25 protein-coding genes are annotated in these 25,653 nt (G+C 29.5%); 4 read left to right on the top strand and 21 right to left on the bottom strand.

The window, feature by feature from the left end; all coding sequences use genetic code 11:
* Nucleotides 1-458: 458 nt before the first annotated feature.
* The 15 genes from FAY47_RS09620 to FAY47_RS09685 all read right to left on the bottom strand — a co-directional run bounded on the left by FAY47_RS09620 (nt 459) and on the right by FAY47_RS09685 (nt 13,006).
* Nucleotides 459-1,208 carry a hypothetical protein gene (locus FAY47_RS09620; RefSeq protein ID WP_143316496.1) on the bottom strand — a complete coding sequence of 250 codons (750 nt, stop codon included), beginning with the start codon at nt 1,206-1,208 and terminating at the stop codon, nt 459-461.
* Nucleotides 1,209-1,437: 229 nt separating this feature from the next.
* Complete coding sequence (locus FAY47_RS20265; RefSeq protein WP_185966784.1) at nt 1,438-1,584, bottom strand: hypothetical protein; 147 nt, start codon at nt 1,582-1,584, stop codon at nt 1,438-1,440.
* A 60-nt stretch (nt 1,585-1,644) separates the two neighbouring features.
* On the bottom strand, nt 1,645-1,866 hold the full coding sequence (locus tag FAY47_RS09625; RefSeq protein WP_143316497.1) for a PC4/YdbC family ssDNA-binding protein: 222 nt from the start codon (nt 1,864-1,866) through the stop codon (nt 1,645-1,647).
* Nucleotides 1,867-1,894: 28 nt separating this feature from the next.
* The gene (locus tag FAY47_RS09630; protein WP_143316498.1) at nt 1,895-2,095 is read right to left on the bottom strand and encodes an MW1434 family type I TA system toxin; all 201 of its coding nucleotides are present in this window, start codon (nt 2,093-2,095) and stop codon (nt 1,895-1,897) included.
* 23 nt (nt 2,096-2,118) lie between these two features.
* Nucleotides 2,119-2,691: a hypothetical protein gene (locus FAY47_RS09635; RefSeq protein WP_143316499.1), complete on the bottom strand. Its 573-nt coding sequence runs from the start codon at nt 2,689-2,691 to the stop codon at nt 2,119-2,121.
* Nucleotides 2,692-2,813: 122 nt separating this feature from the next.
* Entirely contained in the window at nt 2,814-3,533 is a 720-nt protein-coding gene (locus FAY47_RS09640; RefSeq protein ID WP_143316500.1) for a hypothetical protein, read from the bottom strand.
* A 16-nt stretch (nt 3,534-3,549) separates the two neighbouring features.
* The gene (locus tag FAY47_RS09645; RefSeq protein ID WP_143316501.1) at nt 3,550-4,380 is read right to left on the bottom strand and encodes an ABC transporter ATP-binding protein; all 831 of its coding nucleotides are present in this window, start codon (nt 4,378-4,380) and stop codon (nt 3,550-3,552) included.
* Nucleotides 4,381-4,512: 132 nt separating this feature from the next.
* A complete protein-coding gene (locus FAY47_RS09650) occupies nt 4,513-5,085 on the bottom strand; it encodes an alpha/beta hydrolase (RefSeq protein ID WP_143316502.1) in 573 nt (190 codons plus the stop codon).
* Between the two features lie 152 nt (nt 5,086-5,237).
* The gene (locus FAY47_RS09655; protein WP_185966785.1) at nt 5,238-5,618 is read right to left on the bottom strand and encodes an immunity 22 family protein; all 381 of its coding nucleotides are present in this window, start codon (nt 5,616-5,618) and stop codon (nt 5,238-5,240) included.
* 18 nt (nt 5,619-5,636) lie between these two features.
* Nucleotides 5,637-7,376 (bottom strand): pre-toxin TG domain-containing protein, encoded by a 1,740-nt coding sequence (locus tag FAY47_RS09660; protein ID WP_143316504.1) that lies wholly within the window; start codon nt 7,374-7,376, stop codon nt 5,637-5,639.
* A gap of 245 nt (nt 7,377-7,621) precedes the next feature.
* Nucleotides 7,622-8,896 (bottom strand): L-serine ammonia-lyase, iron-sulfur-dependent, subunit alpha, encoded by a 1,275-nt coding sequence (locus tag FAY47_RS09665; RefSeq protein ID WP_143316505.1) that lies wholly within the window; start codon nt 8,894-8,896, stop codon nt 7,622-7,624.
* 102 nt (nt 8,897-8,998) lie between these two features.
* On the bottom strand, nt 8,999-10,288 hold the full coding sequence (locus tag FAY47_RS09670) for an amidohydrolase (protein WP_143316506.1): 1,290 nt from the start codon (nt 10,286-10,288) through the stop codon (nt 8,999-9,001).
* A gap of 54 nt (nt 10,289-10,342) precedes the next feature.
* Nucleotides 10,343-11,461 carry a hypothetical protein gene (locus FAY47_RS09675; protein WP_143316507.1) on the bottom strand — a complete coding sequence of 373 codons (1,119 nt, stop codon included), beginning with the start codon at nt 11,459-11,461 and terminating at the stop codon, nt 10,343-10,345.
* A 27-nt stretch (nt 11,462-11,488) separates the two neighbouring features.
* Complete coding sequence (gene proC, locus FAY47_RS09680) at nt 11,489-12,295, bottom strand: pyrroline-5-carboxylate reductase (protein WP_143316508.1); 807 nt, start codon at nt 12,293-12,295, stop codon at nt 11,489-11,491.
* A gap of 24 nt (nt 12,296-12,319) precedes the next feature.
* The gene (locus FAY47_RS09685; RefSeq protein WP_143316509.1) at nt 12,320-13,006 is read right to left on the bottom strand and encodes an L-2-amino-thiazoline-4-carboxylic acid hydrolase; all 687 of its coding nucleotides are present in this window, start codon (nt 13,004-13,006) and stop codon (nt 12,320-12,322) included.
* A 148-nt stretch (nt 13,007-13,154) separates the two neighbouring features.
* Here FAY47_RS09685 and FAY47_RS09690 point away from each other — a divergent pair, with 148 nt between their 5' ends.
* Nucleotides 13,155-13,673, top strand: coding sequence for a 2'-5' RNA ligase family protein (locus FAY47_RS09690; RefSeq protein ID WP_243129590.1), 519 nt, complete (start codon nt 13,155-13,157; stop codon nt 13,671-13,673).
* Nucleotides 13,674-13,879: 206 nt separating this feature from the next.
* Here FAY47_RS09690 and FAY47_RS09695 read toward each other — a convergent pair whose 3' ends face one another.
* Both FAY47_RS09695 and FAY47_RS09700 read right to left on the bottom strand, forming a co-directional pair.
* Entirely contained in the window at nt 13,880-15,922 is a 2,043-nt protein-coding gene (locus FAY47_RS09695; RefSeq protein WP_143316511.1) for a leucine-rich repeat protein, read from the bottom strand.
* Between the two features lie 162 nt (nt 15,923-16,084).
* The gene (locus tag FAY47_RS09700; RefSeq protein ID WP_185966786.1) at nt 16,085-17,197 is read right to left on the bottom strand and encodes an alpha/beta fold hydrolase; all 1,113 of its coding nucleotides are present in this window, start codon (nt 17,195-17,197) and stop codon (nt 16,085-16,087) included.
* A gap of 255 nt (nt 17,198-17,452) precedes the next feature.
* Here FAY47_RS09700 and FAY47_RS09705 point away from each other — a divergent pair, with 255 nt between their 5' ends.
* Nucleotides 17,453-18,016, top strand: a complete 564-nt coding sequence (locus FAY47_RS09705; RefSeq protein ID WP_143316512.1) for a TetR family transcriptional regulator — start codon at nt 17,453-17,455, stop codon at nt 18,014-18,016.
* Nucleotides 18,017-18,142: 126 nt separating this feature from the next.
* Here the strand turns inward: FAY47_RS09705 and FAY47_RS09710 are convergent, their stop codons facing one another.
* Complete coding sequence (locus FAY47_RS09710; protein WP_143316513.1) at nt 18,143-19,003, bottom strand: C39 family peptidase; 861 nt, start codon at nt 19,001-19,003, stop codon at nt 18,143-18,145.
* Nucleotides 19,004-19,253: 250 nt separating this feature from the next.
* On the opposite strand from FAY47_RS09710, the gene pelA reads away from it, so the two are divergent.
* Nucleotides 19,254-20,222 carry a pectate lyase gene (pelA, locus tag FAY47_RS09715; protein WP_143316514.1) on the top strand — a complete coding sequence of 323 codons (969 nt, stop codon included), beginning with the start codon at nt 19,254-19,256 and terminating at the stop codon, nt 20,220-20,222.
* A gap of 67 nt (nt 20,223-20,289) precedes the next feature.
* Here the strand turns inward: pelA and FAY47_RS09720 are convergent, their stop codons facing one another.
* Together FAY47_RS09720 and FAY47_RS09725 are read right to left on the bottom strand one after the other, a co-directional pair.
* Complete coding sequence (locus tag FAY47_RS09720; RefSeq protein ID WP_143316515.1) at nt 20,290-21,573, bottom strand: ABC transporter substrate-binding protein; 1,284 nt, start codon at nt 21,571-21,573, stop codon at nt 20,290-20,292.
* Between the two features lie 50 nt (nt 21,574-21,623).
* On the bottom strand, nt 21,624-23,633 hold the full coding sequence (locus FAY47_RS09725) for a methyl-accepting chemotaxis protein (RefSeq protein ID WP_143316516.1): 2,010 nt from the start codon (nt 23,631-23,633) through the stop codon (nt 21,624-21,626).
* A gap of 350 nt (nt 23,634-23,983) precedes the next feature.
* Here FAY47_RS09725 and FAY47_RS09730 point away from each other — a divergent pair, with 350 nt between their 5' ends.
* A complete protein-coding gene (locus tag FAY47_RS09730) occupies nt 23,984-24,499 on the top strand; it encodes a hypothetical protein (RefSeq protein WP_143316517.1) in 516 nt (171 codons plus the stop codon).
* An 85-nt stretch (nt 24,500-24,584) separates the two neighbouring features.
* On the opposite strand, the gene FAY47_RS09735 is transcribed toward FAY47_RS09730, so the two are convergent.
* Nucleotides 24,585-25,502 (bottom strand): MerR family transcriptional regulator, encoded by a 918-nt coding sequence (locus FAY47_RS09735; protein WP_143316518.1) that lies wholly within the window; start codon nt 25,500-25,502, stop codon nt 24,585-24,587.
* Nucleotides 25,503-25,653: the final 151 nt, after the last annotated feature.

Consider the following 25,653-nt stretch of genomic DNA (forward strand, 5'->3'; position numbering starts at 1 on the left):
ATTAAAATTATTAATCAATACAAAAATTGGGTTTATTTTTTCAAGCATATAAAATTTGCATTAAATGATCCATTCTAAAAATAATATGTTATACTTCTAATTACTCTATTCAGTTCAAAATATATGCAATATGCATAAACAGAACATATTTGCTACTCTCAATAAAACCTTACACTAAACTTTAATTTATTGTTAATTATCTATTCAATCGTCATACCTCTAATTTTGTTGAATTCTTAACAATTTTTCTTTATCAAAGAGCATTAACCAAAGAATGTTTGCCAGAGCTTTATTTAATTTAATACAAACATTCCCGTATATCCAATTTTCTATGCTATATTCAATATCATTAAACCACCTCATTTTGAATTTATTGAACTAAAATTTAATTAACAATTTAACACCACCTTATCTCAATTATATATACAATATGTATAATTTTAATCATTATTGGCCTATTAATCTAATAATGATATTATTAACGAGATAATAGTTCCAAACACCCCTATTATTGACAAAAACTGAACTATGGGATTTTGATATAATTCATTAACCCTATACCTCCATTGATTAGTTTCTGTTCTTAATGTATTACTGACCAATTTATTAAAAACAGATTTAAAAAAGTTAACTTTACACATAGTAGAGTTATGCAATTTAACAAACTCTTTAGCCTTGTACGCACTAACTTCCTCATCGCCTTTTAAGAAATTTCTTTGTCTCCCACCGTTTAACTCCATCAAGCTCAGCATTTTAGGATCCTTTGCGTATTTTGAGCCATAGCGATTCTGAATAAGTTTTGAAATATTATACCTAAATTTTTCACTTATATGGAATGGAGTATCTCCAGTTAAAACTCTGTATCTATGCTCAAGGGTCTCAAATCCAAAATTAATATTTATCACATTCCAATGAATCCATATTGAATTGTTATCTCTAGTTTCTGCGAACTTAAAAAAACGCTTTAACATAATTTTTTCTATTTCGTCGTAATTATCTAATATGTCTTCCCTAGAAATTTTTAATTCTTCAGCAATTAAATGCATTGAAAAACTGTACATCTGGTCGCTATTCATATGCATAACTGCTATTGATGTAATTCGTGGAGAATATCCTTCATTATCATCACTCAGGTTTTGACAAGAGTAGTGAATGAAATATATTTTTTCAGAATTTTTATTAAGTTCTTTAATAATTGTATTATCCATATATCATGTTCCTCCAAATTTTCACTTCAATACATACCATACTTCTAATGTATGTTCTTCTATATACTCTTTAATTCAAATTTACTTTTTGAACTTCCCATTTTAGACATAACCAAAAGTTAATCTAAATATCGCAGTTTTTATTATTAATCATTCTAAATACATCAACAAATTTCCTCATAATACATATCCTACTACCATTTTATCACCTTTATTTGCACTTTTGTAATCATTTTGTAAAATATCTGTTGTTTCCCATAAAATTTATTAATCCTCCTGTCAAACCCTTAGCCATATACTCCTCCATAAAAAATGCTAGCCCAAATGATAGACTTGCTACTAAAGCAGTTCCATCATTTAAACTAGCAACGATCATAAGCTATGTACATTCTTACCTACATCTAAACTTACTAATATCTCTTTACTTCTGTTCATTTTATAATTTCATGTCATTTAATATATCCCTAAGCTTCTTTAACTCATCCTTACTAAATGTAACACCCTTACCCATCTTCTTATGCTCTGAATCCCAATCTCTAATATCATACTTAGCTTCTTTATCATTCCAGCTTATTAGATTTAATTCTTTAGACCACCCTTTAGCTGATTCTGATATTTTTCCTAATTCTTCTTCTATTTCAAATTTAATTTCTGCCATATTCCTTTTCACCTAACTTTCTGCAATATTAAACTATTTGCCAATCTGTAGCAAGTATATCTTCATGTGAAGGACACCATCTTTGTGAGCCATGCCCATCAAAATATATTATTTCCTTATTTTGTTCATCATATGATATATCCCAAGAAGGTAACCACGCCTTTCTTGATATAGTTCTTTTATTATCTATTAATTCTTTAAATGCCTCATCAAATCTCAAACTCTCCATATCCCTCCTATCATTTTATATTCCTAGCCAAAAAATTTAAACTTATCAGCAATAAGAACAAAAACAGACACCCCTAAAGAGATCAAAATCATTACTATAAGCTCCTTATCCCTTTTAACTTCTACATTTGGGACATATCTTTTTATATACCTAATCATAATATGAGGTGCATGCAAGATTTTATATTCCTTATGACAAGTAGTAACCGTTAAACTGCAATATCGTTCATATGGATCAGCTACCCTTGATAAAGAAATTGGGGTATTATATCTGATTTCTTTTATTTTATTCCAAGGAATAACTCCACTTTCTGTATAGACTCCTTTTTCATTTATAACTGCTACAATCTTTCCTAAAAATTTTCTATTAAGATAACTAGCCAAAAGCAGCACTAGCACATACATGACTACTAAAGGCACTAATTCATCATAGCTTTTCATAATTAATCCGTACTTTAATAAGCTACCTATTTGAAATATTATTGTTATCCATACTGTGATTCCTAACATCAAATATAGAATTTTAGTACTCCACATTATTCTAAACTTTATACCATCAACTTTCTTTAAGTCTAGAATATTATTATCATTTGTCATCAATTTAAATCCTCTCTATATCTAATTACCATGTGTCAATATTTTCTTCTTATGTAAGTATCATGTCATTTAGTATATTATACTATAGAAAATATAGAAGTTTATCATAAATACCATCACTCTTAAAATAATATTTTTTTCATCAATCCAACATAAACCATAACTTCTACAAAGATATAAAGCATGCTGTAAATAATGGGAATTACAAGTATACTTAATGAAAAGTTTGCCATATTCATACAAGAGTTAGTTAGATTGTTTATAGGAGGAACAAGCCATGTAATTATTTTTGTAATTGGATATTCATTTGCCATTGGAATCTTTACAACAGACATGATTACACTTAAGAATAATACCAATATTGCCCTATTTCGATTTCCAAGAACCTTCCCTTGGAAAATCATTCCTAACAGTGTTCCCATTAATGCAGATAAGACGAGAATAAGAAAACCTAATACAATATCATTTATATTAATCTCATCATTTGAAAAAACGCCATTATTTATACAGCTAATAATTAATGGCCAAAGTACTCCAACTAATGATATGATACTTTCTATAATAGACATGAATATTATTTTTGAAATCCAATATAAGTTTCTGTTATTTGTCTTAAGAAATACAATTTGTTCTGTTCTCCAGTCTTGTAATTCGCAATAACTAAATCCCATCCAAGTCATTATACAAAATACTACACTGGCGCAAACTATAATACTAGGCACAAACTTTTCTGAGCCTGTACTATAATAAATTAACTGAAATAACAAATAAAATATTACTGGTATCATAAACTTATTGTATTTCATATATATTTTATGGTTATACTTTAATAAAGCTATCATAATGTTCCTCCATTTATTACTTGAAATATTTTAATGTAAACCCATAGTTTAAAGCACTTAAAAGAACTTTATTGCTACTTCTTTCTCTTACTTTTAATTTCACTACTCCTTCTTCCTCATTGCACTCTAAAATATCTCCAGATTCTGATATTAATTTATTTATACTACTTTTTTCTTTCTTCTCAAAAATTAATATATTATATCTAACTCTTTCTATTTTAGGTTTTTCTGATTCAATTATCTTTTTATTTTCAATTTTGAGAACTCTGCTAGATAATTCATCTACTAAAAATGGCTCATGGCATGACATAATGACAGTTACGCCTTCAGATATTAGATCTTTAATTATCCTAATAAAGTTCTCTTGAGAGTTAATATCTTGTCCAGACAAAGGTTCATCTAATAGTAATACGTCTGAATTAGAAATTAACGCTTGAATCACTGCTACTTTTTGAAGTGATCCCTTAGATAAGTTCTTCATTGGAACATCTTTCATACTCTCTAAATAAAACTTTTCATAAAGCTCTTTAACCTTTGACTCAAACTCTTCTTTTCTTATATTATCTAAGTCACCTATACATTTTAAATATTCTTCTATTGTTAAATTAAGTTTTGAATAATTCTCTGGTATATAATTAAACTTTACATTTCTATCAATTATTATCTTTCCACTACTTAAACTTGTAAGTCCAGAAATTATTCTAAGAAAAGTGCTTTTTCCCATCCCATTATTTCCAAGAATAGCTACACTTTCCCCTTTTTTAAACCCAACATTTACTTTATCAAAGATTATATTTTTTCCAAACCTTTTGGTTAAATTCTCTACCTTAATTATGTAATCTTCCATACTCATAGCTCCAATCTAAATGTTCTGAAATTCCTATCTACCTATATTTTACAGCAAATATAGTATTCTGACTATATTTGCCTTATGTCTACCATTCAAAATAGCTCTAACCTTATTTGCTTCCTTAGCCATTTAAATAAAGCTTATCAACTTCTGGATTTCATTTAATAAGACAGGGAAATCAGTATATCCATCACGAGCAATAAAATGTTTTCCTGATGAAAGAATCATAAGATTTGCATCTAATTCTTTAGCTAATTTTTGTGTTGCTTTGGTTGGAACAATATCATCATCTTTTGCCGTAATAACAATTCTTGATTGAATTAAACTTTTTATTATTGTAATATCAAGTGGTCCACCTACAAATTCTTGTAATCCTTCTGTTTGCTCATCCATAGGATTTTCATTTATAAAACCTGAAACAAGTATCGCCCCTTTGATTTTTATATTTCTTTCAAGTATATATCGAAGTGCCATAATACATCCGAGGCTATGCCCGATAAATATGGTATTTTCATCAATGTCCAAAACATTTTTACGAAGATGCTCAAGCCATGGTTCAAGATGTGGATTGCTGGAATCAGGCATGTTAGGAATATAAATTTTGACAGGACTATTTTTAAACTGTTCCTTTAACCATGGAAACCACTCTGCTTGGTTTGAAGATGTATAACCATGGATAACATATATATTTGTATCTTTCATTTTCTTATTTCTCCTAATTATATAAATAATTTTCACTTCATAATGATTTAATTAACTAAAATTAATGAACCAACTTACTTAAATTTCAGTTGATTCATTTCATCTTTTCACTATATTATTTAGATTATGCTATCAGTTTATTATGCATTCAATTATTTACTGTAGTCCACACATCCAATAAACTTCAGTTCATTATCTCCATTTTTATAATTATCTCCATTATGCTGATATTCAAAGTCATATAACAATACTATAGAATTATACATTCCTCCACTATATTTTTCATTTAATCTAGGTATTATCTCATAATCATTAGAAAAGCCTTCTAATAAAACCTGCAAATCATTTGACTTTTCCTCCATATAATCTATTTCTGAAAAGTCTATATCATAATAATCTATCTTAAATTGCTTTTTAAACTTTGATGGTATTGAGTCCCCATCATCGGTATATTTAATCTCCATAAATTTTCTGAAAGTTTCTTCATCATTAAAAATCCCTAGCCATAATGATACCTTACCTTCTTTTTGCATACTCATCTCTCCTTTAACTTATTTCCGTTGTAATCCCTTAGGCAAAGATTCTACACCTCCATCCAGTCTATAATTTGCCCAATTATTCAGCCTTCTTATAAACGTATCATAGTCTGCTGAACTATCAATTATCTTTAACAATTCATTATGAGCAGTTGTTGAACCTCTACCCCCATGTATTCCTTTAGGATTCACGAATTTAACATCTGTTGTTAAACTTCTTAAATCTTTAATTTGCTCTGCTGTTACATACCAATTCTTAAACTGAGGAGTCCTAGAAACTAAATGCCATTCATGTAATCCACCTGGTTGTCTTAATCTGTCCTCTATCGTTTCTCTCAGCTTAGGGTCTTTCCATATCTCATCTAATTCTTCAGAAGTTAATGAATTAAAGAACTTATTAAATTCACCATTTCTTACAGATGGTATATCTTTAGTTGTTAATCTGTAAAGGTTACTTGCCCCCTTTTCATCAACAAACCCAAGAATCCTGTCCTTATCTCCCTTATATTTTACAACAACTTGTGCCAAGTTTTCTATAGTTTCCTTATCTCCACTATCTAAAATAGCTCTAACCCTCTTAGACTCCTCAGCAGTTAGCCCAAGATTATCAACCTCAGTCACTATCTTTCTCAAGTTCTCGTTACTTCTATAAATCCTCTCAAATTCTCCAGCTCCAAGGCTGCTTAGCCTTATTGCTCTATCCTTAGTTCCTTCTTGTAGATTCTTCATAAAAGCTTTATAAGCCTCTGGAGTTTCTATCCTTAGGTTGTCTAAAAAGCCTCCACTTTCAACTCCCTTAACTCTAGCAGAAACTGTACCTCCATATCTTGATACTCCCATAGCACTAATTCTAGTTCCCTGATAAGCAAGTAGCCCTACCCATGGTGGTAAGCCAGCTTTTTCTGCTGCTTCCATAGAAATATAGCCTGTCCCCATGGCACCTACATTTCTTATAAGTTCCTTCCCTGAAACCTTAACTAATTCCTTTGCACCATACTTACTTCCTACCTTAATTAGCACTGCTCCATCTCCAGCTAAAGGTATTGCCGACAATGCACTTAAAGCTCTCTCTGCATCTGATAACTTTCTTTGGGTTATTAAATCCATTCCTATAACAGCTTCAACTAATCCCTTAGCATCTCCTACTATTGGAATTACATCAAGACCAAGGGATACCCACTTTTTCCATGCCTTTTCATAAGTTACATCTGCACCTTCTATAGTTTGTTTTAGATACTTACCATACTCATCGATATATTCTTCATTATTATTTTTAGCATTTTCCTTGTATTCTTCATATTGCTTTTTCATAACATCTGATACGCCTTCGTATGTTAACAAATCTTGAAAAGTTAACCCTGCCTTTTCTCTTGTGTATTCATAGCCTTCTTCTGTTACGCCAGACTCTTCTATTCCTAAGTTATTTTTTACAGATATATCTTCTATCCTTATAAGCCCCAAGTCTTCTAAGGCATCTTCCTGCTCTGAAAAAAAATCACTATCAACACTGCTATCATAGTATCCACACAGCCCTTTAAAAACTGTATACCTTTGAGACCAATTAAAAAGTTCATTAATCTCATTATCAAGAGGAGAATAATCTATGTATCCAAGTCCACCATCACTATTAATTAATTCTACTGCTTCTTTTGCTACTCTATTTGCCTCATATAAATTTCTACCACAATTATTTAAAGCGTACTCAGCATTAGAGCATCTTGAATTGACTTGCTCATCTATTGAAAAATCCCTCACCTTGCATCATCCCCTAATGCCTTTAAGTAAAAATAACTTTTCATTTTATAAAACATCTTATCACCAACTTTTCAATAAAAATAAAAAAAGTTAGCACTAAAAAGTGCTAACCCATGTTTCTACGTAAAATGTTTTTATTGTCTGCAAGTAAGGTTTCATAGTGAATCAACATCCCACATATTTCTCACTATTTCCTAACAAATTATACCATGTTACCATTTCTAATTGCAAGAATTATTTATTTATTATTGAATCATTATACTAATAATTTTTTTATCAGTTTCTTTCATTCCTTCTTTTGCAAGTTTCCCAACACTTGATATTGTAGCTTCAACATCCTTTTTAACAATACCATCACCATCTCTAAATTGTTGCCCTTGCTTGTACATATGATATCCTAAAATTCCAGCATCCACACCTGCAGCAATTTTAGCTGCACAAGAAGCTTTAGCACCATCACAAACTATCCCTGAAACAATAGATAATGCATTAACAATTGTATGTGCAATTTCTTTATATCCACCGCCATAAAGATATGCAATACCTGCACCACTTCCAGCCCCAGCTGAAATAGCTCCACAATATGCTGATAGTCTTCCTATCCCTGTTTTTTGATGTATTGTAATTAAATCTGAAAGAACTACAGCTCTATAAAGTTTCTCTTTTGAAACATTTAACTCATTAGCATATTCTATAACAGGAAGTGAAGCTGTCATTCCTTGATTTCCACTACCTGAAATTATAACTACAGGAAGCTCACATCCATTCATTCTAGCATCTGATCCAGCTGCTGCTTTAGCCTTTGCTCTTACCTTTACATCTGATCCATATGTAGAAAATAGAACTTTTCCAATATTTGCACCATAGCTATTTTTCAAACCTTCTTCTGCAATTCTTGAATTATACTCAATTTGCCTTCCGATAATATTTTCTATGTCCTTAATATCAACAGAATTTGCAAAATCAATAATATCTTCTACATTTAATAATGTTTTATCACTAAGTCCTTCTTCTTTAGATGCATTTGCATCTTTTTCATAAATGACTTTTCCATCCTTTTCAATTAAAACAATATTCGTATGATAATTTACTATTCTTACCTTTACATATGAATCTTTATAAAATGCATTAATTTGTATGTAAAATATAAATGAAGTCTCTTTAAATTCAACTTCTATAGAATTATTTGATAAATATTCTTTAATAAGTTGTTTATCTTCTTCTTTTACACTTGAAATAACCTGCAATTTCATTTCAGCTTCGCCAGCTATAATCCCAGCAGCTACCGAAGCTTCTATTCCTTTTAGACCTCCTGTATTAGGAACTATAACACTTTTTACATTTTTTATTATGTTACCACTAGCTTCAACTACAACTTTTTCAGGTATAGCCCCTAATGCTTCTCTAGCCTTTGCAGCTGCATAAGCAATAGAAATTGGTTCAGTACATCCCATTGCTGGAACTAATTCTTCATTTAGAATTTGCAAATAATTTTTATATTTTATATCATCCTTCTTCATTTTTACCTCAATCTTAATTAATTTAAAATTTTATAAACTTATACTAATGTGTTACTTGAAAAATAATAACATGAATAAATAAAAGATTAAAGACAAACTTAATTATATATTAAGATGTTCATCTATAGCTTTTGCTAAGATTTCTGGGTTATCAATTAATTTAAGTCCACCCAAAGCCATGCACTTAGCTACATAGATCATACTTTTAAAGCCAATTGTTGAACCAGTTTGTGCTGTAAAGGCCCAATGATGTAAAGGAGTTCCTTTGCATGCTGTAGCTGCATTTAATGTAACAGTAGGAACCTTGTGACTTACATTAGATACATCAGTTGAAATATATATATCTTTTGCTCTTCTTTCATATTTCTGTAGTCCATCAAAATATTTACCTTCATTATCTAAATTTGCAGCTTCACTAATTGATTTTGCAAATTGAATTTCTTCTTCTGTATATTTAGGTACAGGAACTTCTGTCATAGCTTCATAAAATGTATCTAATAATGTGAAATTCAATTTTGTTTCCTTACAATTAGATACTAATTCACTTTCATACCTTGTATCTGTCATAAGGGCTGCCCCTTGTGCTATACGCTCTATACGCTGAGATGCATCATCAACATGTTTACGACTATTACCTCGAATATAATATGATGTTTGTGCAAAGTCAGGAACTATATTTGGTTTTACACCAGCATCTAAGTAAGTGTAATGAATACGGACATCATCTGTTACATGTTCTCTTAAATAATTTACTCCTACATTCATTAATTCTGCTGCGTCAAGTGCACTTCTACCTAAATGTGGGCTTCCAGATGCATGAGACGTTACTCCAAAGAACCTAAACTTTTTACAATCCATAGCTTGATAAATATCTTCTCCAACTCTATTTACATCTGATGGATGCCATGTAATTGCTGCATCTAAATCATCAAAACAGCCTTGTTCTGTCATTATGATTTTCCCATACATAATCTCTTCTGCAGGACAACCAAATAGCTTTATAGTTCCACTTTTACCACTTAACTCAAGCTCTTTTTTAAGAGCAACAGCAGCTGCCGCTGCACCAACCCCTAGCACACTATGTCCACAACCATGGCCACAGCCTTCAATTTCAGAGCGCCTATCTACTGGCTTCTGTCCTAAACCTGGTAATGCATCATATTCTGCTAGAAAGCCTAACACAGGCTTACCAGCTCCCCATGTAGCAACAAAAGCTGTTTCTAAACCTGCAACTTTCCACTCAATTGAAAATCCTTGATCCTCCATAAAATTTGCTAAACATCTACTTGATTTCTTTTCTTCTAATGATAATTCAGGATTTTCAAATATAAATTCTGCTATTTTCCATACATCAGAACTATTTTCATCAAACCATTTATTAATTTCATTCATAATTTATTCTCCTTATATTAGTTTCATCAAATAATAGTTAATCTTACTAATTCTCTAATTAATATCAACTTCTACCTCATTATCAAATTTTCTATTTTTTACTCTTAATTCTTTATAGATTATAAAACAAGTAAAAATAATAGCTGAATATCCTGCTAAAGGATATAAAATATTCACCAATTTATCAAAAGGGAGTATACCTCCAAAAATCATACCTATAGCAGTTAATATTATTGCAATAGTATTGAATTTTTTAGTTTTATCAACTGCAAACTTTCTAACAGTCACTAAAAGGAATGAAGCTACTGCTGAGTAAATACTTAATACTATTAATACTGAAAAAATTAATCCTAATACAGGTGATATATGATTAGCAATTGCTAATGTTGGAACTTGTTGACCTACAATTAATTTATAATAAACAAGTTCTGCTATCACAAGTGATATAATTGCTACTGTAAAAGCAATAGTTCCTATAAGTCCTGCAGTTCTCGCTTCCCTTACACTTTTTGCAGATGCCCCACAATCAACTTGAAATGGTATACTAACCATAAGTGCAAGAAAAGCATACAATATTCCTGACCATGCCCAATTTGAAGATGCAGTTTGAAAGCCTAATGTTGGTATAAGATTACTAGCTTCTGATAAAAGGTTTGGTTGATTAATAAGGGTAGCAATTCCTGAAACTCCTACTATTGCTACAAATATAATCTTGATTGGTCCTATAACTCCTATTATTTCAATAAGCTTTTCTACTCCTAGAACTACTGTTCCTAATGAAAGAAGTGCTATAACTCCAGTACCTACATATGTTGGTATTCCATAATATTGGTTAATTGTTGCACCAGCTCCAGCAAGCATAACTACAAATATAGCATATACTAATACAACAGTATACCATATGTAAACTTGTCCTATAACTTTACCGCAATAATACTCAAAAACATCATATGGATTACCAAATTTCTTTTTTTGACCTATTCCATATAAAATGTATGTTAAGCCACTCATTAATGCTAAAAAAATTACTGCTGCTATAATTCCATTCGCCCCACTTGTGGTGAAAAATTGTAAAACTTCTTGCCCCGTTGCAAATCCTGCCCCAATCCAATATGCACATAATGCTCCTGCAAGGATTATTATCTTTTTTAAACTAATTAATTCTTTTTTCATATATATTGCCCCCTGGTTTTCCTTAGTTTATTCTAATTCATTTGTTCTTTTTAATGCTTGTTTTACACTAGACATAACAATTCCATGAAAACCTGATTCACTTAATACATGTAATCCATCAATTGTAATTCCAGCTGGAGAAGTCATAGTGTCTGTAATTTGATAAGGATGTTTTCCTGTTTTTTCAATAGTGAGTGCAGATGCCATTATATTCTCTAAAGTAATAGCTATGGAATCTTTACGTGAAAATCCAGATTGAACACCTGCATCCACTAAAGCTGCAATAAAATACATTACATAAGCAGGTCCAGCACAACTAAAAGCAGTAAATGAATTGAAAAGACTTTCATCAATAAACATTGTTTGCCCTAATGAAGTTAAAATTTCTTGAATAATTTCTTTGTCACTAAGACTAACTTTTTCATTTATACTTGCAGCACTAAATCCATGTTGTACATCTATCATAGTATTTGGCATAACACGAACAAGCTTATGTTTTTCTCCAAATATGGCTTCTAATTTTTCTATTTTAATACCAGCACAAATAGAAATAATAATAGTATTTTCATTTAAATCATTTCTAATATCTTGTGCAACTTTTTCAATATCTTGTGGACGTACTGCAACTAAAACAATATCTGAACTTTTTACAGCACTTGAAATATCTTCTGCTTCAACAATTCCATATGTAGTATTTAAATATTTTTTTCTTTCACTTAATATATCAAAAACAATAATATTTTCAGGTTGAAAAACTTCATTAGAAATAATTCCACGTATAATCCCCTCTGCCATATTACCGCCACCAATAAAGGCAATTTTACTATTCAACATATATAGTTCCCCCTCGTTTTTCTCTTATTTTTCTTCTAACACCTCTAAGTATTCTCTGCCAAACAGTGCCACATATCCCTCTAGCACTTTATTAATAATTACTTTTCCTTCTTCACCAAGTTCGCTAATTAATGTTTCACTTATTGAATTTAATAAATGAGCTGTATGAAAGTTAAAGTCTCTAGTACAACTAGTTCCTAACTCTGCTCTTTTTTGTGATAGTTTTACCATATCCTCATCACTCATTGCATGTCCAAAATGAAACTCACAGCGATCAGCTCCAAAACTTAGATTGCTAGATACTGTCATATGAAAGTTTTCATTAAATCCATTAAAAACAGCTGAATCTATGTTGACACAATAATACTTTCCATACTGTAAAAGATTATGTTTTTTCCATGACTCACACCATTCACATCTTGTAGCTTTACTAACAAATTCTGGTTCTGTTTCGATAATTCCAAACTCCATTTGTCCTTCTTTGGGAACCCATTCTCCATAAGCCTGGCTATTTATAAAATCTAAAGAATCACCATTTCTGATTGCCCTTTCTGCCATTCTTTTTCCACGTTCATGTCCATATTTTTCGATTGCATTAAAAATTATTTTTTCTCCTCTTTCAGCAAAACTCTCTATTGTGAACTTTGCAAAAAGTGCAAATAATGTTGCATGATGCTCTATTTCACACTGAACTAATTTTTTGTTTTCCATTTAACTACCTCACTCCATCCTTATTTCTTACAAAACTTATATATTTGGTAGTATTATATAGTATGTTGTCAAATTTATCAATACATATTATAACTTTCTTCACAAAAGATTCTTAAATGGTATAATTATGTATATGATTTTGTTAGGAGTGATTTTTTTGAAAAGGGCAGTAATTTTATTTCCAAATTTCCATAACATTAATATTATTAAGAGTATAAGAGAAAAGTATGACCCACTTGCAAACTGCATTGACCCACATATAACTATTGTTTTTCCATTTGATAGTGATATATCAACAAATGATTTGAAATCCCATTTTAATAAAGTGTTAAAAGGAATAAAAAAATTCAATGTTCAACTAAAGGATTTTACAGGGGACTTTAGAGATGGATATTTGTTTCTTAATGTAAAGAAGGGAAATGACAATATAATTGAATTGCATGATAAATTATACAGTGAAATATTAGAGAGTTTTTTATTTAGGAAAGTAACATATTGCCCTCACTTAACTGTCGGTAGATTACCTGAGCAAATTGAGTTTGATAAAGCCCTTGATGAATTAAGCTATTATGACGAAAGTTTTGAAATCCTAATTGATAAAATATATATTGAAAATATTGATATTATTGAACGTTCTACAATTGAATTCTCATTTGATTTAGAATAAATTTTCCATATAGGGGAAGTCATTTGTGGCTTCCCCAAAAATGATATAACTAATATTTCCACCCTAAGAGCTCTAAACCTGCATTTTTTCAGCATATTCTTAAGAATACGAGAATATTAGAATATTACCATATAAGAATATTGCAAAAAAATCACAAGCTTATATAAAAACAGACCACTGATAAAACCAGTGATCTGCCACAATACTTACATCGCTTCCAATTTTATATCCTTAGAAACATTAACAAGATCATATAAATCTATAATACTATCATAATTTAAATCAAACTTACTTGGATTAGCTTTATCAAAACGCTTATTATACTCATTAGCTTCTATAGCTAAATCCACTAAATCCACTTTTCCGTTACCATCTACATCATTACTTACAACTACATACTTAATATTATACCTTTTAGCATAAAACTCAGAATCTGAGTATTGGCTGCCATAAATCGTAAAATCTGGAGGACATCCATAGAATACACCACCTCCAAATAATGAAGTATCAACATAAGGCAAAGCTATATTTTTTAGACTACTACAGTTAAAAAATGCACGATCATAGATTGAAATCACGCTCTTAGGAATACTTATACTTGTTAATTTTGTGCAACCTTCAAATTCTCTTTCTCCAATGCCTCCTACACCTTCTGAAAGCACTACACTAGTTAAATTTGTACAATCTTCAAATACAGAAGATGCAATAACTTTAACACTTCCAGGTACAGTTACACTTGTAAAACTGCTACATCCTGCAAAAGCTCCAATTCCTAGTTCTTCTACCCCTTCAGGGATACTTACATTTGCTAAACTACTACAGTTAAAAAATGCACTTCCTCCAATATAAGTTAAGCCCTGTGGTAAAGATATATTAGTTAAACTAGTATTTTCGTAAAAGGCATAATCACCTATACTTTTTAATGTACTTGGCAGTGATATATTGTTTAAGCTACTACATTTATAAAAGGCAAGAGCTCCTATTTTAGTAACACTGCTTGGAATATTAACATTTTTAAGGCTAGTACAACCATAAAATGCATCATCAGAAATATTGGTTAATTTATTTGATAGCCTAACATCAGTTAATTTTCCGCACTCTATAAATGCTAACTCGCCGAGGCTTGTAACACTATCAGGTATATATACACTCTTAAGCTCTTGATTCTGTCCAAAAGCATCCACTCCAATACTTGTTACACTATCTGGAATAGTTATACTTGTTAAATTAGTACATATTAAAGCAGACTTTTCAATCCTTTTTACAGTACTTGGTATAGTCAAACTTGTAATTGGTTTACCTCCAAAGGCAGTAACTCCAATTGTTTTTACACTGCTTGGAATTGTCACATTAGCTCCTTCACCTTTGTATGATAATAAAATACCATCTCCAACAACAATAAAATCACTTGGATACTGATTCTCCCAAGGTGTTCCATCAAAATTGTTACTACCTATATAAGTTACACTACTTGGTATGCTTACACTTGATAGAAAACCATTACCCCAGAATGCTTCTTCACCTATAGTTATTACACTACTTGGAATAGTTATACTTGTTAGCCCTGCACCTTTAAATACTCCATCATTTATCTTAGTTATTGTATTTGGCAAAGAGATACTTCTTAATTTACCACATCTAGAAAAAGCACCATTCCCTATAGTTGTTACACTATTTGGTACAATAGCACTTGTTATGCTACTATCTATAAATGCTTCTTCACCTATACTTAAAACAGTATTTGGTATTGTAATATCTGTGTTCGCTCCCTTGTAATTTATTAATATTTTATTTCCAACGACTACAAAATCTCCTGAAAAATTATTAAGCCAAGGTGTTCCTGAAAATGCCTGTCCCCCTATTTCAGTAACAGTATTTGGTATTGTAATATTACTTAAACTGCTACAGCCAGCAAAGGCCTTAGATCTAATAGTTCTGACATTTCCAGGTATTATTACATTATTTAGATTAGTGCACCCTGAAAACACTTCTGTACCAATAGTTTCTAAACTGTTTGGTAATGTTACACTAGTTATACTCGTATTATTTTTAAAGGCATAGTAAGCAATTTCTTTAACCGTATCTGGAATTACAACATTACCACCAGATCCTATATATTCAACTAATACACCCTCTCGAACATCAAAATAATCACTTTCAGCATATACCTTTGTCACATTAAAAAATGGCCCATTTAACATAGATATACTCAGCAAAAATATTAATGCTATTCTAATTACCCTTTTCATTTGTTTCCCTCCCAAAAAATAAATATACAATCGAGTTATATTATAGCATGAAGATACAGTTTTTTCATCTTTTTTCGACTTTTTGTATCCGATAGTTAGTGTATTAAGATTATATTTTTAATTGTATAATTTATTTAAAAATAATACTCTATAAAATCAATTTTATCTTGTTAGAAATTTCTTAATCTCATCAAAAGCTAGGTCCATTCTTCCTGCTTGGCAATGCTGTTCCCCTCCTGTTTCTTTAGTAAAAACTTTCTTTGTTATAGATTTTGCATTTACCAAATTATTTTCTAATAAAGCCAATGTTTCTATTGGAACATACTGATCTTCCTCACCAGCTAATAACAATAAGTCTTGATCTACAAACTTCTCTATGCCTGCCATTGTATGCAATCTAATAGCTTTTAGAAAATCATATGGGGTTTCTGTACCAGTATTGTCCATCCCCTTGCATATTTTCCAATTAAAATCAATATCTCCTTTCATCTTTGCTGACATTAATTCATTTATTTTATCTTTTTCATTATTATCCAGTAGTTTTTCTAATTTGTCTCTCATTTCCTTATTTGACATACTAATAACATCCATTCCACAATAAAAAATATCATAACAAATTACTTCTTTAATCCTCTTCTCAAATGCAGCAGCTCTCAAGCAAAAATAGCCTCCCCAGGAACAGCCTAATATGCTGGCTTCTTCTAGATTGAAATAATCCAAAATAGCAGATACTGGTTTTTCCCAGTTATGAATGAACTTTAAACCATTCATTAATACTCCTCCTTGACCTGGGCCTTCAAAAGCGATAATATCATACCCTAATCCTTTAAAATAAGCTAGACATGGAATTATTTCTTCCAAACAGGAATCATATCCACCATGTATAAGTAATGTTTTAGTTGAGTTTTCAAATTTTACACCTACAGCTGATAAAAATGAATTTTCATAAGGAACCTGGAAATGTTCTAATGGTAATTCCTTATAAGACTTATAGAAGTTTTCTTTAAACTTGTTATACATATATTTTTTATTTGGATCATTTTGTCTTAAATAAAAATTCCCTGCTTCGTAGTAGGCAGCTGCTAATTCAAATTGCCCCTTCTCTTCACTTTGCTCTCCTAGTTTTCTCCAAGACTTATACCAAGCATCTGTATCTGTTAGGATTGGTAATACAGAATCAATATCTTTCTTAATTTCAGGATCAGTATAAAATCCTCCTAAAAAACGATTGATTTGAAAATTGAATTGTCTATTTTCCACAAATTCTTTAAACATAATAAACCACTCCTTCATATTTTTTATAACATATATATGTTTATGCTATTAGTATAATTGATAAATATTATCATTTAAAGAATCATATATTCATATATTGTAAGTTATCCTACAATATATATAGAAAGTGTATGATAACTTACGCTTTCTATATATATTAGTTCTTATTAAATATTTTTTAGGTTCAATCTATTAAACATATGTAGTAAAATTAATGGTGTAATTTTAAAAATACCCCTTTTTATGGAGGATAATATGAGTAAAAAAGTAGACTTAAGAGTACTAAAAACACATGAAAATATAAAAAATGCTTTTTCTAATCTTTTATTAGAAAAAAGCTTTAAAGATATTACAGTTCAAAACATTTGTGATAGAGCTTTAATTGGTCGCTCAACCTTTTATGATCATTACTTTGATAAATATGACCTGCTTAATAAAATGGTTCATGAAACTTTTGATGAATTAAAACCTTATATTAAAAATAGATTTAATATAATAAATTCTCATGATTTTATTGATGTGTGCTCTGGCATAATCGATTATTTAGGAAATAGGAAAACTACTATACAAGCATTACTAAGTGTACATGCTGAAACTATTGATTTATATGCTGACTTAAAAAATCTTTTAATAGAAGAATGTTTAAATTATTTAGAACATAAGAAATTTAAAAGTAAATTTAATGTTTCAAATGAATATATTTGTTTCCATTATGCCTCATATGTATTAACTTCTTTTCAGCTGTGGCTTCAATATGGAGAAAGTGGTGCAGGCTTAGATTTGGCTTATGAAATGCAGGAAATTCTTTTTTCTAAATAAATTTATATAAACTTTGTAGTATATAAATCTTATGGATTACGGTTAATATAATCATACATTTTGCCTAAAAAAATAAAAGACTTAAAGCTCATTAACTTTAAGTCTTTTATAATTTTCTATGTTTAATTATCTTCCATATGCAGATTTTATCTTAGTAATATCAACTTGATCTCTTTTTAAAGACCTAACCATATTTAAAGAACTACTTAATCTTGAATTTTGAGGTTGAACTACAATTGCATAATTCCACCAATTAATTTCTGCATTCATTAAATCTTTAGATAAATAATATCTGTCTTTTCCTTTTTCTTGTCCATCTCGATAGTGTTCATTCCAGTTATTTGGATCATAAACTTCAAAGTAAGTTTTACCATCAACTACTCTATAACCTTTAACAACTATAAAATGTCCCCCTGAATAACTATAGAATTTGCCTACTCTTCGCTCTGATAACGAATTATATGGTAGATAAGATGTATCAATACAAAGAATTGCTATGTTTCCTTGTTTTAGTTGATCCTTTAAAACCACTTCTCCTTGAGGAATTGTTTTTCCCAAATCTTTTACACTATATCTACTGTTATATAGATTAAGATAGTTAGTTACATCATCTGTATACCACCAACCACCACTACTTCTATAAGTATTTCTTGCATCTTCAGCAGTTCTGTTAAAATTACCATTAACCCATTTTAATGCCATTGTAGTACTAGATGGTCCACAATTACTATCTGAATATGCTCCTGTATTTCCTTGATCAATATACCAATCATAAGGTTTATTATTACTTACATATTCTGTTTGATACTTTCCTAAACCCCAACTTTGGTTTAGTGCTTGTCCAGTATAATTGTAATTTTTTGATGTAACATCATAAGATTGGTTTACTAATACTGATGATTTAGCTTGTGTAGTCACACCACTGGTTAATAATGTAAAAAACACTAATGACATCACAACTAAGCTATTAAATTTTATCTTTTTCATTGAATCTTCCCCCTTTATTCTAATATGAAACATATTGTAATATAGTTAAATAAAGTTGTCAAATCCATATATAAACATTTTGTTCTTTAGTTAAATCATTTTGCACTTTAAGTATAATTTTGCTATATTTCACGAAATATTGTTGATTTTACATATCTAAGAAAATATAATTTTTGTAATAAGTTTAAATTTATTATTTAATTTTTGAAGAAATCTTCAAAAATTACTAACAATTAAAGGGGGAGTTCTTATGTTAAAATCAAAATTAAAACGTATATCATTCACATTAGCATGTACAGTTGCTTTAGCTGTTTCTGGATTCATGCTACAACCTTCTCAAAAAGCATTTGCAAAGGGAGATGCTACTGGTACTACAGCGAGTATATCAGATATTTTAAAGAATCAACAACCAGATGGGGGTTGGATAAAGTATTATAATGAAAAAAGTGGCGAATGGGGAAAATCGACTATTGATAACAAAGCTACCTACACAGAAATAAGAAGATTAGCAGCTGAATATAAAAAGACAAAAAATAGTACCTATTCTAATGCAGCAATAAAAGGAATTAACTTCTTATTAAATATGCAATATGATAATGGTGGATGGCCACAAGTTTATAAAAGCTCAGGTTATCACACTCATATAACATACAACGATGATGCAATGGTTAATGTAATGTTTCTTTTAGATGATGTTTCTAATAGAAAAGGTGATTTTTCATTTGTGGACAACAATTTAGTTGATAGATGTAAAGCCGCAGTTAACAAAGGTGTAGATTGTATATTAAAAACTCAAGTTAAAGTTAATGGAAAGCTAACAGCTTGGGGACAACAACACGATGAAAAAACTTTACAGCCTGCATCTGCAAGAGCTTATGAAGTTCCTTCTCTTTCTACTTCTGAAAGTGTAGGTATTGTAAACTTCTTAAAGACCAGAAGAAGTACACCACAAATAGCTACATCAATTAATGCTGCTACAAGCTGGTTTAATTCAGTAAAAATTACCGGAACAAAAGTGACTAAGACAAGTACTGGTCTAAAGCTTCAAAAAGATCCTAAAGCAGCTCCTATCTGGGCTCGTTTTTACGAGATTGGAACTAACAAACCTATATTTGTAAATCGTAAGAGTCAGATATTCTATAACGTTAATCAAATCGAAGTAGAAAGACAACTTGGATATGCATGGTATGGTAATTGGGGTTCAAAAATATTAAAATAATTAAATATTGATTTTAAAAATAAGGAATGTAGCTAGATTTGTTTTAAAAAATCTAGCTACATTCCCTTTATTTTTGATTTTCCCAGTATTCTTGAATAATATTTAAAAGTTGATTTCTATCAATCTCACTTGATAAATATTTCCTTAGTGCAACTCCAACATTTTCTGAGTTATTTTCTGGTAAGTAACTATTCATAAGTTCCATTGCTTTTTCCTTTTCTTTATATTTCATTATATCATTAGCCAATGGATCTGCTTGCTTAATTTCATTATTAGCAAAGGCAGAAATAATGCCTGATTTATTAACCACGAATTCTTGTCCCTCTTTTGTGTAAACTACCCAATTTAAAAACTTTTTTGCAGCATCTTGTTGTTCTTTTGAACTGTTACTTTTATCAACAACTATATATTTTGTTACTCCTAATGTAATTTCATTATTTCCATACTCAGAGCTATCATTACTTATTGGTACAGGAATAAACCCATAATCTTTATTGTCCTTACTGCTATCTAATATTGACTTAGATGCCCAATTTCCCATATACCAAAATCCAACATCACCTTTTCCTAGTACTTCTGCACATTTATCATATGATGGAGTAAGCGGTTCATCCTTATATATATTATATTTTTTCATTAAATCAAAGGTATCTAAAAGGCCATTTAATTTAGCATTATCTTTTACATTTAGAGTTCCTTTCTTAACATTTTCAATATATTCAATAATATCATTAGTATCTTTTGATTGAGCAGAATAAGCAGTTGATAAAAAATGATCTCCTAATGACCATTTTTCATTAGTTACTATCACACCTTTTTTACCTATAGCTTCAACCTTTTTAAATGCTTCTTCTAAAGATTTTATTGTATTGATACTACTTACATCAATCCCAGCTTCCTCTATTACCTTTTTATTGTATATAAAACCTACACCCTCTGTAGCAAAAGGAAACCCTATAACTTCACCACTCTCATTTTTTGCAATATTCGATATTCCCCCCGAAACATCTTTTACCCACTCTTCCGATGATAAGTCGAGAAGATTATTTTTAATATTTTTTATATGAGTTGGATCCCCTATTGTCATTGTTGGTGCATTTTCATATGAATACATAGACATTAATTTATTATAATATGTTTCATTTCGATTGTATTTAACAACCTTTATTTTTATATTAGGATTTTCTTTAGAAAATTCCTTTGTTGCATCTTCTAATGCTACTTGAATTTCTGGTTTTGAATTCAATATAGAAATATGTACAACTCCAGTATTCTTTTCTTTGTTAGTACATCCAGATAGTATTATTAGAGTAAATATTACTAATAACACACTTGATAATTTCTTTTTCATTATTTGATCCTCCAAATATTATTATTGTTTCTATAATTGATTCTTTCAAATTAAACAGTAAATTTCTTTATATTAATTTCTAATTCATCTACTATTTGGTTTATTCCCTCACTTGATTCTCTTAACTTCTTTATCATAGCTATTTGATCTTCAGACGAAGCAGTAACTTCTTCTGTAACAGCTGCACTTTCCTCTGATACACTTGATAAAGTTTCTACAACCCCTAATAAATCACTTGCAAATTTATTTATATATTCGATTAATTTATTAAAGGATTCTACATTTTCTGAGATATTATTATCTGCAACAGCAATTTCAGAAAATATACTTGCAGTCTTTTCAACTATTGATATCTGTAACTTCATACTGTCTGACATGGAATTCATTAATTTTGTAGTATTATCTGCTTTACTTCTTATGTCCTTAAGTATAAGTGAAATTTGTTCAGTGGAATCATGTGATTCTTTAGCTAGCTTTCCGATTTCTTCTGCTACAACTGCAAATCCTAGTCCACTTTCTCCTGCTTTTGCAGCTTCAATAGACGCATTTAATGCCAATAAATTAGTCTGATCTGATACATTTCTAATAGCTTCTATAATATTATCTATATTTCCTACTGATTTCTCTAATTCTTCTACTTCTTTTACAGTATCTTGAACTAATGAATTTTGATTACCTGTATTGTGTTTTAAATTATCTACACCATTTTCCCCGTTAGATATAGCTACTTTAGAATTATCCAAACAGCTATTAATGTGAATAATCTTACCATTTAATTCACCCATCTTGTCTTCTAGCTCCATAACACTGCTTAGCACTCCCCCAGTTTTTTCTGCCTGTGACACAGAGCCACCTGCAATCTCATTCATAGCTCTTGAAACTTCTTTACTAGATTCTTCAACTGAAGTTGATATATTATTTAAATTATCTGAAGCTTTTTTCAAATAATCATTCTTAGCATATATGTCACTTGTCAATGATTTTAAAGAACTTACCATTTCATTAAAGTCATTACCTATATCTATAATTTCTTTAGCACCATAAACATTTGAAGTTACTGTTAAATCCCCATTTGCAACTTTTTTAGTTAAATTAGCTAACTTTTCAATTGGAGTTACAAGTCTCTTTTGACGATTCCAAGCTATAGCTATAATGATTAAAATCAGTACTCCCAAAAGTGGAATAGATACCTTTAATACTTCTGTAAATCCTTCATATAGCTCACTAGTATGTATTGTAGTAATTGAACCCCAGCCTAAGGATGGAATATAGTTATAAACACCAATCTCTTCTTGTCCCTCTACATTAAAACTCGAGCTATTCATATTACCATTTAACGCATATTTAATTGAATTAGATAATTCTTTCGAATTATAATTATTAATGTTTTCTTTCATTATTTTTTCTTTATCAGGATGGAATGTAATATCTCCTTTTTTATTAAATGTATATACAGTTCCACTTTTTGCAAAAAACACATTGCCTATAATTGAATCCATACTTGATGCTTTTACTTGATTTATAATGCATCCCGTTACTTGTCCATCTTTCTTCACTGGCGCTGCAAACACAATAAAAGAATCTGCGGAATCGCTTTCAATTAAAACATCACTTATATATGTATATCCTTTCATTACTTCACTAAAATATTGTTCCTTTTTAATATTTAAGTTTTTTGATCCTAATCCGTCAACAAGCACATTACCTTCTTTATCTGAAAACAATATATTTTTTATGCTGCTATCCTGTGCTAATTTAGATTTTAATTCTGTTTGAATATCCTTCAAATTATTACTAGCTACTATTTGTGAACTAGAAATTTCTTCGACTAATAATATATTACTATCTCCCCATTTATCTATATTTTCAGTTGCCATACTAGAAATTTGCTTCATAGAATTTATTTGATTAGTGTAGATTGAATTCTTAATTAATATGAAAAATATGCAAGTAAATATAGCTAATGGAATAATCCCTATTAGCAAAAATACACTTAAAAATTCTTGCTTTAAACTTATGACTCTATTTTTTCTCTTTATACCTTTAAATAATTTCTTCATATCTTTCTCCTTCTAAAAGATTATATTTTTGTAAGTTTATTTTTTTATGCTAGTCTAACTAATTCAATAATTATTAACACTTTTATTTTCGACATTTTTTTCACATACTTTAGTTTCTAAACTGATTCTTTTCAATTTTTAGAATAAATTTTATTTTCATAATATTTTTGTTAAAACGTACTTTAGTAGCATATTAAAGCCATTGTTTTAATGATTATTAAATGAATTTCGATCTCCACCCAAACATCCTCTTCTTTTGAAAAAAATAGAAATAAAAAAGGAATTTTGAACTCAACGTGTAAATTAATATATAGATAAATGAAGTTTTACATTATATAAAGGAGTTTTATATGAATAAAAGGAAGATTACTATCTTAGCTTTGATTTTAAGCATTTTACTAAATTTATTTTTTGCTATATATATTTACAATAAAGGTAGCGAAAAAAGCTTATCTAAAATATCTCTAGATAAATTATCAGATTCTGATAAAGAAAACTTAATAGGAGATCTATACTCTGTTGAAGATATTAGTGAGGATAGAAAAGAAGAAATTGCTAAAAACTTGTTTGAAGAACATCTAAACAAAATGTCAACTGATTGGCAGAATGTTAAAGATAAAAACTTGAATAGAAAGCCATTACCAACATTTACAGACTATAGAATTACTAATGCCTACTTTATTAAAGAAAGCGGTAATAAATTTACCGTTGATATTACCTATGATATTCAGTATACAGAAGAAGGTAAATCATGGCTTGCTGGTTATGGTGATATATCAGATAACAACTGGATTTTAAAGAAAGGTAACGTTGTTGATGTGATAAAATATAAAGATAAATACCTACTTGTAGATGTTTATCAATAGCATTTCTTTAAAAATAACTTTAAGCCAATGATTTCAAATCATTGGCTTCATTAATTATATGGTACTAATTTAAAAATCTACATCTTTAAATTCTTACTATCCTCATATTGTCATCATACTTAATACCAAGCTCTTTCATCATAAGCTCATTTAACTCTGTAAGTTTTTCATGATATTCTCTATACTCTGAACTTATTATCTTCATATTAGGTATGAAAATGTCATAATATCCACTGCTCGTAAAAAATTCATTAAGATACTTTTTAAAATTATTAATTGGATTCATTATTTTTATTAGGGATTCATCATTTTGCTTTTCTATATTATCTAATATTTTTCTCTTATATTCTTCTAAAGCCTCACCCTTAGCCTCTAGCATATTATTTATTTCATTTCTTGTCCTCTCAGATATTCTCTTATACATTTCATCACTCATATCTTTATATCCAAACTCAATAATTCTAGGTATTTTTATTTCTGGTACATTATCTAAAAATTCAACTATTTCCACCCATGCTTTATATTTTTCTACTGTGTCTAATGGCTCATTTAGGTATGGTGCAAAATGATATGCTAGGTATTTTCCTATTCCACTTGGAAATGCTCTAACTAATTCTCTTCTTATAAAATTTCCATTATTTTTTTCAACTTCTATAATTTCTTCATTTAATTCCTTTATAGATTTCATAGAAAAATTATCACTTATTATTTTCTCCAAGTATTTCTCTTGTATCTTTAATTCTATCTCTTTCTCATGTTTCTCTTTTATAAGTTTACTAACTTCTTTCTCTTTATCTTTACTGTTAACTATTTTCTTAATATCCTTAATTGATATATCTAGCTTTCTATATAGAGAAATTTCATTTAATAATGCTATATCATCATCTGAATATTCTCTATATCCATTACTACTCTTTTTAGGTTTTATTAGCCCTTTTTTCTCATAATAAGAAATGGCTTTCTTTGTTAATTCAGTCAATTTTGAGACTTCATTTATTAGCATACACTCACCTCTACTTTATATGTTAATCTATTCCCTAAGGTATCAGTCAATAAAAACTTATAAAATTTTAATGCGCCAACTCCACTTCTTCAATCATATAATATATTACACAATATTATTATAGTAAAATAAAAAAATTATGAGGTGATCT

The sequence above is a fragment of the Clostridium sp. HBUAS56017 genome (assembly GCF_007115085.1).
Classification (GTDB): domain Bacteria; phylum Bacillota; class Clostridia; order Clostridiales; family Clostridiaceae; genus Clostridium; species Clostridium cibarium.